This is a genomic window from Pseudomonas mosselii, from assembly GCF_003205295.1.
GTDB classification, from domain to species: Bacteria; Pseudomonadota; Gammaproteobacteria; order Pseudomonadales; family Pseudomonadaceae; genus Aquipseudomonas; species Aquipseudomonas mosselii_B.
This window is the reverse complement of the sequence record NZ_QJRP01000013.1, coordinates 29,768-43,075: the sequence shown is the minus strand read 5'-3', so window position 1 is coordinate 43,075 and position 13,308 is coordinate 29,768. Positions and strand designations below refer to the sequence as shown.

Genomic DNA, 13,308 nt, shown 5'->3' with positions numbered 1-13,308 from the left:
GTTGCATGGGTGTCGATGCGGGCCTCTTCGCGGGTAAACCCGCTCCCACAGGGGCGTTGCATGCACCTGTGGGAGCGGGTTTACCCGCGAAGAGGCCAGTGGAGCAATCAGCCGGCAGCGGGCTTCTTCACCGCCCGCGGTTTCTTGGTTGCCACCGGTTTCTCCACCGGCGCCGCTACCTTCGGCTTGGCCGCCGCCTTCTTGCGCGGCGCAGCCTTGGGCGCCAATGCCTCGGCTTCGGCCAGCTTGCGCGCCATCTGCCAATGACGGTCCTCCTGGCCCGCCGGCTTACCCTCCGACTCCCAGATCTGATAGGCGAACTCGCGAATACGCTTTTCTTCGACACTCATCTCGACGCTCCTGAATGCAGTTAGGCATGTTCAATCAACAGGTTGACCGGAAACTCCATCAGCACGGCGCTCAACATCAGCTCCCTTGAAGGGGTGACAGCACCGCCGCCGAAAAGTCCCGAGCAGTTGGCAGGCGACAAGGCAAACGGCAGGACAAGCCGGGTGTCGTCCCAGTTTTGTGCCGGGATCAACGGGGTGGTGGCCGGGCCCAGCAGCGTGCTGGCCAGCCGCGGTACGACGATGATGGCGCGTGCGTCCTCGCCCAGGCGGGCGAAGGCCAGTACCTTGTCGGCATGGCGCCCGCGCACGGCAAGCGGCAGGTAGGCGCCACGCTGGAACAGTTCGGGGTGGGCCTGGCGGGCGTCCAGCACCCGGGCGACCAGGGCCTGCTTGAGGCGGCCGTCGCGCCAGTGGGCGAGTAGCTCGGCCAGCGGCGTCGCGTCGTCCAGGCTGGTCCGTCTTGCAGGGTAGTCCACCGGGCGGCGGTTGTCCGGGTCGACCAGCGACAAGTCCCAATACTCGTTGCCCTGGTACAGGTCTGGCACGCCGGGCGTGGTCATACGCAGCAGGCACTGTACCAGGCCGTTCAGGGCGCCGGGGCAGGCCAGGCGGCGCGCCGCCTCGTGCAGGGACTGGCGCAGCTGCTGGTTTTCGTCGTCCAGCAGCAGGCCGTCGACATAGGCTGCGCAGGCTTGCTCGTAGCGTTCGTTCGGCGCAGCCCAGCTGCTGCGCAGCTTGGCTTCGCGCAGGGCCTTGCGCTGCCATTGGCGGATGCGTTCGGCATAGGCGTGCAGGGCCGCCGGATCCTGCAGGTTCAGGGTCAGCGGCCAGCTGCCGAGCAGGGTCTGCAACAGCAGCAGTTCGTCGCCGGGGCTGGGGGCCTCGCCATCGTCCAGTGCCTCGCGCAGCGGCGCGGCCAACTCGCGCCAGTGCTCGACACGGCTGGCCAGCCAGGGGCCGTGTTCGCTGAGCACGGCCAACCGTGCCCGGCAGTCTTCGCCGCGCTTGTGATCGTGGGTGGCGGTGGCCAGCAGGTTGTCGGGAAAATCGCGCAGGCGGCGCTGGGCCTCGTTGTGGAACCAGGCGGCCTCGGCGCTGAAACGCTCGGCGTCGAAGCCCACGTCGTTGCGTGACAGCAGGACGGCGCTGCGATAGAACGCGGTATCTTCCACGGCCTTGGCGGCGCTGGGCGCGGTCAGTTGCTGGAAGCGCACGCAGGCATGGCGCAGGTGCTTGCGTGGCCGTCCCGGCGGCAAGCGGCGCCACGGCTGGCCGCCGAGCCAGCGCTCGAGCTGCTCGAGCAGCGGCCAGTCGGCTTCGCCCAGCGACTGTCGTGCCCCGGCCAGCGCCTGCTGGAAAAACGCCTCGTCCTCGGCGGGGCGGCCACAGGCGTTGATATAGGTGCGATACACCGGGTAGTGCTCGACCAGCGCCTGCAGCGCCCGGCGAATGGCGCCGAGGGTGAGATCGCGGGTCATCAGGTCGTCGCGGGCCACCTGCAGCAGGGCCTGGGCCACCGACTCGCAGTCGCCGGCCAGGCTGGCGTTGAGCACCAGGTGGCGGGCGCTGCGCACCTCTTCGGCGAATTCGGGACGCTCGCTGACGCCGCTCCACAGCTCGCCCAGCGGCTCCTCGCCGGCGGGGTCGTGCTGCAGCAGCGACACCTGGTTCATGAACTCGTAGCCGGTGGTGCCGTCGGTGAGCCAGTCGCGATGCAGGTGTTCGTCGGTGCCGAGGATCTTCTCCACATAGATCGGAAAGTGTGCCAGCGCGGCATCCAGTGGCCGTCGCGCCAGCAACCGGTCGACCCGGCGGCGCAGGTTGCGGCAGTAGCGGCGTGGCTCGGCCAGGCCGTCGATATGGTCGATGCGCAGGCCGTCCACCAGGCCGCGCTCGATCAGCTCGAACAGCTTGGCATGAGTGGCCTCGAACACCACGGCGCGCTCCACGCGCAGGCCGCCGAGTTCGTTGATGTCGAAGAAGCGTCGCCAATTGATGTCGTCGGCGGCGGTACGCCAGCTGGCCAGGCGGTAGGTCTGACGTTCCAGCAGCAGGTGCAGGCGCTTGAAGCCGGCCTCGACGCGGCTGTCGAAGGCGCCGAGGGCTGATTGCAGGTCCGCGCCGGTGGCGGCCAGGCGCGCCAGCTCGTGGTGCAGGGGCAGGGCCTCGGCCAGCGGGTCGTCGGTCTCGCCGAGGGCACTGAAGTGCGCGGCCAGTGCCTGCAGGTGCGGATCCTCGGCCTGACCGAGGATGCGCCCGTAGTCCAGCGGGCAGATCGGGAAGCGATGTTCGTGGTGGGCGACCTCGAAACGCCCGTGCTGGGTGTCGAAGGTCAACGGGATCTCGCCGTTCTGCAGGGCCGCGCCGTAGTCGCTGCCAAGGAACGGCAGCAACAGCTGCCCGGCCAGCAAGGGGTCGCTGGAGTGCCACTGGATATCGAAGAATTCTGCATAGGGGCTGCGCCGGCCCCAGGCCAGCAGGCTCTGCCACCAGGGATTGTCGGCGCCGCCGACGGCCATGTGGTTGGACACGGTATCGAGGATCAGCCCCATGCCGTGCTGGCGCAGGGCGGCCACCAGGCGTTCGAGCGCCGCCTCGCCGCCAAGCTCGGGGTTGACCCGGGTCGGGTCGACCACATCGTAGCCATGCCGGGAGCCGGCGCGGGCGGTGAGGATCGGCGAAGCGTACAGGTGGCTGATACCCAGTCGGGCGAAGTAGGGCACCAGCGGCACCGCGTCATCCAGGGTGAAGTCGCTGTGCAGTTGCAGGCGCAGGGTCGCGGTCAACGGTTTCATCGGTCACGCTCCCAGGCCTGTTCGCGGGCCTGGGCCAGCAGTTCCAGGCGGCGGGCGGCGTCTTCGTCGTCGAGCAGGTCGCCTACCGGCGCCTTGAAGCGCCGGCGCCAGTTGGGGTGGCCTTCGGTGGTACCGGGCAGGTTGGGTTGCTCGTCGCAGCCCAGCAGGTCCTCCAGCGGCACCAGCACCAGCGGCGCGCGGGTATGGCCGATGAAGCGGATCGCCGCGTCGATCAGCGCGTCGTCGCTGCGCAGTGGTCCGTAGTTCTGCTCCAGTGTGCGGCGCAGGCCGTCGCGCTCCAGGGCCCGGGTGTGGCGCCAGTGCAGCTCGGTGGCGGCGTCGATCAGTTGCAGGCGATGGCTCCAGTCGATGTCGCGGCTCGCCAGCCAGCCGGCCAGGGGCGCCAGGTCATGGGTGCCGGTGGTGGCCAGGGCGTTGTCCGGCCAGTCGAGGATCGGCTTGAACAGCCCGGGCGAGGTCTGCTCGAAGGGCAGCACGCGCATGCCCAGCACGGCCTTGTCGGCCAGGCGCTCGCGCAGTCCTTCGGGCACGGTGCCCAGGTCTTCGCCTAGGATGATCGCCTGGTGCCGCGTCGATTCCAGCGCCAGCAAGCGCAGCAGGTCGTCCAGCGGATAGTCCAGGTAGGCGCCTTCGCTCGGCTTGGCGCCACGGGGGATCAGCCACAGCCGGCGCAGGCCCATCACATGGTCGATGCGCAGGCCGCCGGCATGGGCCAGGTTGGCCCGCAGCATCTCGATGAAGGCGCGGTAGCCGTTGCGCTTGAGGCCTTCAGGGGAGAAGGCGCAGATGCCCCAGTCCTGGCCGGAGCGGTTGAGGATGTCCGGCGGTGCGCCGACCTTGAGCTCGGCCAGCAACTCGTCCTGGCGGCTCCAGGCCTGGCTGCCGGCGCCATCGGCCCCTACCGCCAGGTCGGCGATCAGGCCCACTGCCATGCCGTTGCCGCGTGCCGCATCCTGGGCCCGTTGCAGGCTGCGTTCGGCCAGCCACTGGCAGAAGGCGTGGAACTCGACCCGCGCCGGGTAGGTGTTGGCGAAGGCCTCGACCTCGGGGTGATAGGGGTCGTGCCAGGCCTTGGGCCAACGGCGCCAGTCGGCGCCAAGGCCGGTGCTGACCGCCTCGGCCTGCAGCGCCTCGAAGCGACAATGGTGTTCGAGCTGCTCGCCTGCATTGGCGCGGAAGCTGTCGAAGTCCAGGCGCTGCGGATGCTCGCCCTGGCTGAACTGCCGGTAGAGCGTCTCGAGCAGGCGCAGGCGGGCGTCGGCGGCCCGTGGCCAGTCCACCAGGGCCTGCTGCTCCAGCGTTTCGAGGGTTTCCTGCAGGCCGCAGGCGTCGATGGCCATGCGCACCTCGCGCTCGCCGAACACCACGCCGGGGCTGGCGTAGAGCACGTTGCGCAGCAGCCGGCTGGACGGCGAGTAGGGGCTGAAGTGGCGCTGGTCGAACGCCGACAGGGTGTGGATCGGGCTGATCGCCAGGGCATCGGCGCCGCGCTCGGCAGCGTTGCGCGCCAGTTGCTCCAGGGCCAGGCAATCGCCGTAGCCGCCATCGCCGGGGCGGCGCAGGCTGTACAGCTGCGCCGCGATACCCCAGCAGCGCGGCGGTTGGTGCTCGACACGGTCCTCCAGGGCATGGCAGCGCGGCGGCGCCACGGCCACGGTGAAGTTGCGGCCATCGATGTCGAGGCGGTGGTAACCCACCGGCAGCTCGCCCGGCAGGCGCGCCTGGGCGTCCAGGGCCAGGCTGCATCGGCTGCCGTCTTCAAGCGTGCAATGCGCCTGGCTGTTGGCACTGAAGTAGCGTTGCAGGTCGAGGGGCTCGCCGGCATCGGCGGTCAGCAGCGGCGGCAGGTGCTCGCTGTCCCCGGCCTGCTCGACGGCGCGCAGGCTGGCGGCGACGGCGGCGGCGTCGCCGGCCGGGTGGCCGAGACCGGCGAGCACACGGCGCAATACCTCGTCGCTGACCTGCTGCGGGCGGTTGTTGGCATCGATCCAGTCGCGGGCCAGGCCCACCCGGGCGGCCAGGCGGTGGAGGGGTTGTTCGCTCATGGCGTCTCCTGGTCGGGGGGCAGCAGGCTGACCACGCAGCTGTACGCGGCGAGGGTCGAGTCGGGGTGGGCGTTGTCGCTGCTGTCGTACAGGCGCCGTTGCAGGGCGGGCAGCGCGACCGGCCGGGGCTGGGCGGCGAGGTTGAGGTCGATGCGCAGCTCGCAGCCGTTACCCAGGCGCCAGCGGGCGGTCAGCGCCTGGTCGCCGCACACCTCGGCGCCCAGGGCGCGGGTGCCGGGCAGGTGCGCGATGACATGGCGCCGGCGCAGGTCGAGCAAATGCTGGTACAGGCCGTGCCAGCCGGCCAGCACGCCCTGTTGCCGGGGCCTGGAGCAGGCGAAGGTCGCCTCGGCATTGGGGTCGGGAATCTGCTCGCGCTTTTGCGGGTCGGCGAAGGCGTCGAAGTGGGCGAACTCGCCACGCCGCCCCTCACGCACGGCATCGGCCAGCTCGTCGTGGAAGTCGGTGAAGAACAGGAACGGCTCGCGGCTGCCGTCGTCGTCGCCCATGAACAGCAGCGGGATCATCGGCGCCAGCAGCAACAACGCGGTGGCGGCGCGCAGGGCCGGCGGCGGGCAAAGGCGGGTAAGGCGTTCGCCCAGGGCGCGGTTGCCGACCTGGTCGTGGTTCTGCAAAAACAGCACGAAGGCGCTCGGTGGCAAGTGGCCGCTGGGCTCGCCCCGGGGCGAACCGTGGCGGTCGGGCTGGCCCTGGAACACGAAGCCTTCGGCCAGGCAGCGGGCCAGCTGGTCGATCGGCCGGTCCTTGTAGTCGGCGTAGTAGCCTTCGGTCTCGCCGGTCAGCAGCACATGCAGGGCGTTGTGGCCGTCGTCGTTCCACTGCGCGTCGAAGCCCTGTTGCAGCAGCGCGGCCTGGTTGTGCTCGTTTTCCAGCACCAGCCACACCTGCCGCCCGGGCTCGACGGCGGCGCGAACCCGGCGTGCCAGCTCGACGAGAAAATCCGGTTGGTCGATGGCATGCACGGCATCCAGGCGCAGGCCGTCACAGCGGTAGTCGCACAGCCACATCAGCGCGTTCTGGATGAAATACTCGCGCACCTCGGCGCGGCGAAAATCGATGGCCGCGCCCCAGGGCGTCTGCCGGTCCTCGCGGAAAAACGGGCTGGCGTAGCGGTGCAGGTAATTGCCGTCGGGGCCGAAGTGGTTGTAGACCACGTCCACCAGCACCATCAGGCCGTGGCCGTGGGCCTGGTCGACCAGACCGCACAGCGCCTGCGGCGTGCCGTAGCTGTGCTGAGGGGCGAACGGCAGCACGCCGTCGTAGCCCCAGTTGCGCGCGCCGGGGAACTGCCCCAGGGGCATCAGTTCGATGGCGCTGATGCCCAGCTCGGCCAGGCGCGGCAATACCTCGGCCACGCCGTCGTAGCCACCGAGCAGGCCCACGTGCAGCTCCTGGATCACCGCCTCGTGCCAGGGCCGGCCTTGCCACGGGTGCCGCCACGGGTAAGCGCCGACATCCACCAGCGCGCTGGGGCCGTGCACGCCTTCGGGCTGGTAGCGCGACGCCGGGTCGGGCACCTGCAGCTCATCGTCGATGCAATAGTGGTAGCGCTCGCCCGCCTGACAGGGGGCGACGCCGGTGTACCAGCCATCGTCGTCGCGCAGCAGCGCCACCGGCGGCTGCCGCTCGATCGCCACGCTCACGCTGCGCGCACCCGGCGCCCAGAGAGCGAAGCGCGCCGACGTGGCGTCCAGCAACTGTGCGCCATGCTTGTGCATCGCCGGCTCTCCGCTCAGTAGTGGGCGTGCTGCGCCTGCCTGACCAGGTCTTCGTACAGCCGGGCATAGGGCTCCACCGCCTGGCACCAGTTGAATGGCTGGGTCATCGACAGGCAGCGCATGGCGTTGAGCAGGTCCTTCTTGCCGTATACGTAGAAGGCGCGGGCAAGCGCCTCGCGGTAGCTATTGACAGTCGAGTCGTCGAACAGAAAGCCGGTGACGCCGTTTTCGATGGTATCGGCCAGCCCGCCGGTGTTGCGCGCCACCGGCAGCGAGCCGAAGCGCTGGGCGTACATCTGGCTCAGCCCGCAGGGCTCGTAGCGCGACGGCATCAGCAGGAAGTCGCTGCCTGCGAACATGCGCCGGGCGTCGGTTTCGTTGAAGCCGATGCGCACGCCGATGCGTCCAGGGTGACGCAGGGCCAGTTCGCGCATGGCCTGTTCCTCCTCGGGCTCGCCGCGGCCGATGATGGCGATCTGGCCGCCCTGCTGGACGATGTAGTCGGCCACCCCCAGGGTCAGGTCCAGGCCTTTCTGGTAGACCAGCCGCGACACCACGGCGAACAGCGGTCCGTCCGACGGTTCCAGCTCGAACAGCTCGCGCACCTGCTGGGTGTTGCGTGCCTTGCCGGCCCAGTCGTTGAGGCTGAAGTTGTGCTGCAGGTGCGGGTCGGTGGCCGCGTCCCAGCTTTCGTCGATGCCATTGGGGATGCCGCCGAGCAGGCCGTGCTGGGCCTTGCTGGCAAGGAAACCGTCCAGGCCGCAGCCGAACTCGGGGGTGGTGATCTCCCGGGCGTAGGTGGCGCTGACCGTGGTGATGTGGCTGGAGTAGGCCAGCCCGGCCTTGAGGAACGACAGCTTGCCGTAGAACTCCATGCCTTCCTGCTGCATGGCGTGGTCGGGAATCGCCAGCTCCGGGCTGCAGCCACGGCTGTACACGCCCTGGTAGGCCAGGTTGTGGATGGTGAACAGGGTCGGCGTGCTCAGGCCGCGCCAGTGCATGTAGGCCGGGGCCAGCCCGGCCGGCCAGTCGTGGGCGTGCACCAGGTCAGGGCGCCAGTGGGCCATGCCTTCGCCAGCGGCAATTTCCGCCGCAGCCAGGCCCAGGCGGGCGAAGCGGATATGGTTGTCGGGCCAGTCGCGGCCATTGTTGGCGCCGTAGGGCGTGCCGTCGCGCTGGTACAGCTCGGGGCAGATCAGCACGTAGATCACCAGGCCGTCGGCCAGGTCCATGCGCCCGATCTTGCACGGTGGCAGGGCCGCGTGGCCGCCCAGTTCGCCGACGATATGGATGGGGTTGTCGCTTTCCATCACCTGGCGGTAACCGGGGATCAGTACCCGCACGTCGTGCAGGTGCGCCAGGGCGCGGGGCAGGGCGGAGGAGACGTCTCCCAGGCCGCCGGTCTTGACCAGGTCGGCGATCTCCGAGGTGACGAACAGGATTTTGCGCTTGTTCGGATTGTGCTGGCGCTGGGCGCCCGGTGCCTTGACTGTCGGGGCGAGCGCCGATGGCAACGGCTCGCGGTTATCCGAATTGAATGACTCTACGTGAGGTTCGACAGCGGCACTGATCATACTTCTCTCCGTCCCTTTGTTCTGGTGTGTGCTTAACGTTGGCTCGTGGGTGTGCTCTCTGATCGTTGTTGCATCTTCGTAGTGCGGTCCTTGCCCCAGATTCGTGCGCGCAGGCACGGCACGTTCGGCATTCCGGCCGAAAGACGTATGGACTGGTTGGGGTGGGCGGGCCTGACGAGAGGAAGTCCTTTTGCGTCGGCCCACTTAAGTCCTGACCTGCCCGTGTTCTGCAAAGTTCGACTTTTTTACGTCACTTTTTTATGAGCAAAACGCGGGCCGAAACTGGAGTGTAGGAGACGAAATGCGAGAAAAGTGACCCATTGGTCATTTTTCTCGAGGGCGTTTGCCCGCGCAAACGTTGGCGAGTTGTTGCAAAATATGAGGGTCGCAGCGCAACGCAACGGGTTCGACCCGCGACGGGCGCGATACGGCAACAGGAAAGGGTGTCAGCGAGAGGGTGGGAGACAAAACGCTCCCACACTGGAAGGGTGAATCAAAGACCGGCGGCCTTGCCTTGCACGCGGGCCTGCTCCAGCAGCAGGTTGAGCTGGGCGACCTGCTGGCGCAGCTGGTCACGTTCGTCCTTCAACTGGCGCAGCTCGTCGCGGCGCACGGTGACATAGAGGGTCTGGGTGGGAGTGGCTGGCATCAGGGTACCCATGGCACACCTCGCATGGCTGGTGACAATTTGAAGCGTAGTCGCTTCGCGCGGCGCGCATTCTGAATTCTTCGCAGGCCCTTGGGAACTTTTTTGTTTATCGTTGTCGCCCCGTTCGTCGGTGAACCCTACGCCAGAACGCTGGACTAATCTGAAATCGTCAATTGTTGTAAAGCAAAACCAACGGGAGCGTCGTCACATGCAACTGGGAATCATCGGGCTTGGCCGCATGGGCGGCAATATCGCAAGGCGCCTGATGCGCGCAGGTCACAGCACTGTGGTCCACGATCGCAACCGCGAAGCCATCACCACCCTGGAAGGCGAAGGTGCCGTGGGCGCCCACGACCTGGGTGCGCTGGTGCAGAAACTCAAGGCGCCGCGGGCGGTGTGGGTCATGCTGCCGGCGGGCGAAATCACCGAGCAGGCCATCGCGCAACTGGCCGACCTGCTCGAGCCGGGTGACGCCATCATCGATGGCGGCAACACGTTCTACAAGGATGACGTGCGCCGCGCCGCCGAACTGGGCAAGCGTGGCCTGCACTACCTCGACGTCGGCACCTCCGGCGGCGTGTGGGGCCTGGACCGTGGTTACTGCATGATGATCGGCGGCGAGAAGGCGGTGTTCGAGCGCCTGGAGCCGCTGTTCAAGGCCCTCGCACCTGGCGTCGGCGATATTCCGCGTACACAGGGCCGCAGCGGCGAGCACGAGCGTGCCGAGCACGGCTACATCCACGCCGGCCCGCCCGGTGCTGGCCACTACGTGAAGATGGTGCACAACGGCATCGAGTACGGCCTGATGCAGGCCTACGCCGAAGGCTTCGACCTGCTGCGCAGCAAGGGCGGCCCGGAATTGCCGGAAGACCAGCGCTTCGACCTCAACGTCGCCGAGATCGCCGAAGTGTGGCGCCGCGGCAGCGTGGTCACCTCCTGGCTGCTGGACCTGACCGCCGACGCGCTGGTCGCCGACCCGCAACTGAGCGAATTCAGCGGCTCGGTGTCCGACAGTGGCGAAGGCCGCTGGACCATCGACGCCGCCGTCGAGCAGGCGGTGCCGGTGCCGGTGCTGTCCAGCGCGCTGTTCGCCCGCTTCCGTTCGCGCCAGCAGCAGGGCACCTACGGTGACAAGATCCTTTCCGCCATGCGCCTGGGCTTTGGCGGCCACGTCGAGAAGAAGAAGGACTGAATGAGCAAATCGACCATCCCCGCTGCGCCGCCGTGCACCCTGTTCCTGTTCGGCGCCAACGGCGACCTGGTCAAGCGCCTGCTGATGCCGGCGCTGTACAACCTCAGCCGTGACGGCCTGCTCGATCGCAACCTGCGCATCGTCGGGGTCGACCATAACGCCGCCACGGCTGCCGAGTTCGCCGAGCGCCTGCATGCCTTCATGGCCGAGCGCGAATCCGGCAAGTGCCTGGACGAGAAATTGTGGGCACGCCTGGCCAAGCGCCTGGACTACCAGACCGGCGATTTTCTCGATCCGCAGACCTACCAGGCCCTGGCCCGGCGCATCGACAAGACGCGCCACGGCAACGCCATCTTCTACCTGGCTACCTCGCCACGCTTTTTCCCCGAGGTGGCCCAGCGCCTGGGCGATGCCGGCCTGCTCGACGAGTCGGGCGGGGGCTTTCGCCGGGTGGTGGTGGAAAAGCCCTTCGGCACTGACCTGGCCAGCGCCGAGGCGCTCAACGCCCGCCTGCTCAAGGTGATGAACGAGCGGCAAATCTTTCGCATCGACCATTACCTGGGCAAGGAAACCGTCCAGAACATCCTGGTCAGCCGTTTCTCCAACGGCCTGTTCGAATCGTTCTGGAACAATCATTACATCGACCACGTGCAGATCACCGCCGCCGAAACCGTCGGCGTCGAGACGCGCGGGGCGTTCTACGACAACACCGGCGCCCTGCGCGACATGGTGCCCAACCACCTTTTCCAGTTGCTGGCCATGGTCGCCATGGAGCCACCGGCGGCCTTCGGCGCCGACGCCGTGCGCGGTGAAAAGGCCAAGGTGATCGGCGCCATCCGCCCCTGGTCGCAGAAGATGGCCCTGCGCAATTCCGTGCGTGGCCAGTACAGCGCCGGCAAGCAGGGCCGCAAGCAGCTTCCCGGCTACCGCGAGGAGGCCAACGTCGCCCCGCACAGCCAGACCGAGACCTACGTCGCCCTCAAGGTGATGATCGACAACTGGCGCTGGGCCGGCGTGCCTTTCTACCTGCGCACTGGCAAGCGCATGAGCGTGCGCGACACCGAGATCGCTATCTGCTTCAAGCCGGCGCCCTACGCGCAGTTTCGCGAAAGCGAGCTGGAGCGGCCCAAGCCCAACTACCTGAAGATCCAGATCCAGCCCAACGAGGGCATGTGGTTCGACCTGCAGGCCAAGCGCCCGGGGCCGGAGCTGGTGATGGAGAATGTCGAGATGGGCTTCGCCTACAAGGACTTCTTCAAGATGACCCCGGCGACCGGTTACGAGACGCTGATCTACGACTGCCTCACCGGTGACCAGACCCTGTTCCAGCGTGCCGATAACATCGAGAACGGCTGGCGTGCGGTGCAACCGTTCCTCGATGCCTGGGCGGCCGAGGGCGGCGAGGTGCATGGGTATGCGGCCGGGGAGGATGGCCCCGAGGCCGGCGACGAGCTACTGGCGCGGGACAAGCGCGAGTGGCATACGCTGGGGTGACGCCAGCGGGGACAACGACCTGCCGCCGTTGCAGCACGGCGGCAGGTTTTCAGAGCAGCCCTACAAGGTAAACGACAGCGCCGAGAACACCATCCCGCCACTGCCCGCCCAGCCCATGCAGAACTGGCCTGGCTCGGCCTCACCCCGGCTCATGGCATCAAAGATACCGAAGGGGATCGACGCGGTAATGATGTTGCCGGTCTTGTGCCCGACGTGATGCAACTTGTGATCGACGCCGATCATCTGGCCAATGTGTTCCCACATCTTCGGCGAGCCGGTATGGATGAACACTTTGTGCACGTCGTCCGCGGTGAGTTTCTGCAGGTTGAAGACTTTTATCGCTTCGTTGCGACCGTCTTCGTGCAGGGCGGCGGCATAGGAGTTGAACTGGTACTGGCCACCGGTCGGTTCGATCTTGGCGATATCTTCCTCGTTGCAGAACAGTTTCCAGTCCGGCAAGGAGATCGTCGACAAATCACTCAGGTCAGGTCGGTTGATATAGGAGAACTTGAAGTTCCCCGGTGCCTCGTTACTCAGGATGGTGACGACGGCGGCCTCGCCAATGGTAAAGCTCGGGAACTTGTAGGCCAGCTCGGCCGGTGACTGCAACGAGAAGTTCTTGGGCATCACCGGCCCGCCTTCCGACATGCCGAACTCCATGTTGACGATGGCGGCGTAGCGGATCTCGCCCGCTTGCATCTTGCTGTTGATGACGTCCATGGCCGTCACCCAGCCGTTGCAGGCATCGACCACGTCGTAATTGCGGCAGTTCAAGCCCAGGGCCTTGGCGATGAAGGTGCTGTTGGCCGGCTCGATGAAGCCGCGGGTGACGTTGGGGTAGATCAGCAGGTCCAGGTCGGCCTTGCTGATATTGGCCTGGGCCAGCGCCGCGTCGAATGCCGCTTCCATCAGTGCCATTGGCGTCTCGTCAGCCGCCAGCCAATGGCGGGTGTCACTGCCGCTTTTATCCAGCAACTTGCCGATGGTCTTCAAGGTTTTCGGCAAGTCCTCCTGGAAGGTGTCCCTGGAGTATTGTTCGACCAGGTTGATGACGTCCTGGTTGGTGACTTGGCGTGACGGCAGTATTGCGGAAAGTCCGACGATCTTCATATAACGTCCTTGTTGAGGGGATTGATCCTGCGCGGTATGTGCGCATGAGTGGAGGCGTGCTCATCCTTGTAAGCAGCCATTGGCCTGATGCCTGCCAGTCAAGCGAAAGGGGGCCGCTCTGCGGCCTTTCGCCGGCAAGCCGGCTCCCACAGGGCGCGTGCATTCCCTGAGCCTGCGCTGTATCCGTGGGAGCCGGCTTGCCGGCGATGGGCTGCGTAGCAGCCCCGGTGACGCCTACTGACTGGCATATTTCTAGCACAGGGTATTCGCGAACCAATGCCGTGGATCAATGTTCCTGCGTGTCGCCAGCGGCACAACTCAAGTGCTGAGTTACGTGTT

General features: G+C 67.1%; 9 protein-coding genes. 2 read left to right on the top strand and 7 right to left on the bottom strand.

From position 1 onward, the window contains the following. Nucleotides 1–107: 107 nt before the first annotated feature. From DMX06_RS14270 to DMX06_RS26320, 6 genes are all read right to left on the bottom strand, one after another. Nucleotides 108–350 carry a DUF2934 domain-containing protein gene (locus DMX06_RS14270; protein ID WP_110738083.1) on the bottom strand — a complete coding sequence of 81 codons (243 nt, stop codon included), beginning with the start codon at nucleotides 348–350 and terminating at the stop codon, nucleotides 108–110. 20 nt (nucleotides 351–370) lie between these two features. Beyond that, the gene (locus DMX06_RS14265) at nucleotides 371–3,145 is read right to left on the bottom strand and encodes a malto-oligosyltrehalose synthase (RefSeq protein ID WP_110738082.1); all 2,775 of its coding nucleotides are present in this window, start codon (nucleotides 3,143–3,145) and stop codon (nucleotides 371–373) included. Then, nucleotides 3,142–5,211, bottom strand: a complete 2,070-nt coding sequence (malQ, locus tag DMX06_RS14260; protein ID WP_110738081.1) for a 4-alpha-glucanotransferase — start codon at nucleotides 5,209–5,211, stop codon at nucleotides 3,142–3,144. Before malQ ends, DMX06_RS14265 begins: the two co-directional genes overlap by 4 nt. Then, nucleotides 5,208–6,950, bottom strand: a complete 1,743-nt coding sequence (gene treZ, locus DMX06_RS14255; protein ID WP_110738080.1) for a malto-oligosyltrehalose trehalohydrolase — start codon at nucleotides 6,948–6,950, stop codon at nucleotides 5,208–5,210. The genes malQ and treZ overlap by 4 nt, the downstream gene beginning before the upstream one ends. A 14-nt stretch (nucleotides 6,951–6,964) precedes the next feature. Continuing rightward, complete coding sequence (gene glgA, locus DMX06_RS14250) at nucleotides 6,965–8,524, bottom strand: glycogen synthase GlgA (RefSeq protein ID WP_110738079.1); 1,560 nt, start codon at nucleotides 8,522–8,524, stop codon at nucleotides 6,965–6,967. Nucleotides 8,525–9,017: 493 nt separating this feature from the next. After that, nucleotides 9,018–9,185: a DUF6026 family protein gene (locus tag DMX06_RS26320; RefSeq protein ID WP_220037411.1), complete on the bottom strand. Its 168-nt coding sequence runs from the start codon at nucleotides 9,183–9,185 to the stop codon at nucleotides 9,018–9,020. A gap of 160 nt (nucleotides 9,186–9,345) precedes the next feature. Here DMX06_RS26320 and gnd point away from each other — a divergent pair, with 160 nt between their 5' ends. Both gnd and zwf read left to right on the top strand, forming a co-directional pair. Beyond that, on the top strand, nucleotides 9,346–10,365 hold the full coding sequence (gene gnd, locus DMX06_RS14245) for a phosphogluconate dehydrogenase (NAD(+)-dependent, decarboxylating) (RefSeq protein ID WP_258378862.1): 1,020 nt from the start codon (nucleotides 9,346–9,348) through the stop codon (nucleotides 10,363–10,365). Beyond that, complete coding sequence (zwf, locus tag DMX06_RS14240; RefSeq protein ID WP_110738077.1) at nucleotides 10,366–11,859, top strand: glucose-6-phosphate dehydrogenase; 1,494 nt, start codon at nucleotides 10,366–10,368, stop codon at nucleotides 11,857–11,859. Nucleotides 11,860–11,919: 60 nt separating this feature from the next. Here the strand turns inward: zwf and DMX06_RS14235 are convergent, their stop codons facing one another. After that, nucleotides 11,920–12,969: a 3-oxoacyl-[acyl-carrier-protein] synthase III C-terminal domain-containing protein gene (locus tag DMX06_RS14235; RefSeq protein WP_110738076.1), complete on the bottom strand. Its 1,050-nt coding sequence runs from the start codon at nucleotides 12,967–12,969 to the stop codon at nucleotides 11,920–11,922. Between the last annotated feature and the right edge of the window lie 339 nt (nucleotides 12,970–13,308).